This is a genomic window from Methylobacterium aquaticum (assembly GCF_001043915.1).
In the GTDB taxonomy this organism is placed as follows: Bacteria; Pseudomonadota; Alphaproteobacteria; order Rhizobiales; family Beijerinckiaceae; genus Methylobacterium; species Methylobacterium aquaticum.
In genome coordinates, this window is record NZ_LABX01000367.1 from 1 (window position 1) to 1,292 (window position 1,292).

At 75.3% G+C, this 1,292-nt stretch carries 2 protein-coding genes; both read left to right on the forward strand.

Annotated elements, in window-relative coordinates; genetic code table 11:
• The coding region (locus tag VP06_RS32100; protein WP_048467883.1) for a phosphopantetheine-binding protein at positions 1-777 on the forward strand (777 nt) is incomplete at its 5' end.
• Between the two features lies 1 nt (position 778).
• Positions 779-1,292: condensation domain-containing protein (locus tag VP06_RS32105; RefSeq protein WP_048467884.1), on the forward strand; the 514-nt coding region annotated here is incomplete at its 3' end.

A 1,292-nucleotide genomic window follows, 5' to 3' on the forward strand; every position in this document is an offset into this window, starting at 1 on the left:
ATGATCGGGGGCGAGGGGCTGGCCCGCGGCTATCTCGGCCGGCCCGGGCTCACTGCCGAGCGCTTCCTGCCCGACCCGTTCGGGCCACCGGGGTCGCGGCTCTACCGCACCGGCGACCTGGCGGGCCGGGACGCGGACGGCCGGCTGCTCTACCGCGGCCGGGCGGACGACCAGGTGAAGATCCGCGGTCACCGGATCGAGCCGGGCGAGGTCGAGGCCCGTCTCCTGGCTCTGCCGGGGGTGGGTCAGGCGGCGGTGACGGCGCGGCCGGGTCCGACGGGGTTGCGGCTCCTGGCCTATGCGGTGGCGCGCGCCGGGGCGGTGCTCGACGGGCCGGCTCTGCGCGCGGCGCTGGGTCAGGCGCTGCCGGACTACATGGTGCCCGTGCAAGTGACGGTGCTGGAGCACCTGCCGCTGACGCCGAACGGCAAGCTCGACCGCCGGGCGCTGCCGGAGCCGGAGGCGCCGGCAACATCTCGTCATATCGCGCCGCAGACCGAGACCGAGCGGGTGCTGGCGGGGATCTGGCGGGACGTGCTCGGCCTGCCGCAGGTCGGCATCTCCGAAAACTTCTTCGCGGTCGGCGGCGACTCGATTCAGGCCATCCGCGTCGTCTCGCGCCTGCGCGAGCGCTTCGACCGGCTGCTGACCCCCCGGGACGTCTTCGCCCTGCCCACCATCGCGGAATTCGCGCGCCGGCTCGACGAGCCGGTCGCCGCCCCGCCCCCCGCCGCGCGCCGCCTCGACGCGCTGCTCTCGGAATTCGAGCAGGCCTGAGATGGGCGAGCCGCACCTGTCCGACATCGCCCGGCGCTTCGCCGCCCTCCCGCCGGAGAAGCGCCGGCCCTTCATCGAGCGGGCCGCGGAGGCGGGGATCGACCTCGCCGCCCTCCCCGTACCGCCGGGGCTGGCGGATGCGGGCTGGAGCGTCGCATCCCGCGCACAGAGGCGGCTGTGGTTCCTCTGGCGCCTCGATCCCGGCAATCCGGCCTATCACATCTCCGGCGCCGTGCGCCTCGTCGGACCGCTCGATCCGGACCTTCTGCGGGAGAGCCTCGGCATCCTCGTCGCCCGGCACGACGCCCTGCGCACCCGCTTCCGCCAGGCCGAGGCGATCGTGGAGCAATGCGCAGGCCCGCCTGCGCCGATCGACCTCCCTGTCGATGACCTCGCCGGGCTCGTTTCGGAGGCGCGCGCGGCGCGGGCCGCCGCGCTCGCAGAGGCCGAGCGCGAGGCGCCCTTCGACCTTGAAGCCTCACCGCCGCTGCGCGCCCGCCTGACCCGCCTGAGCC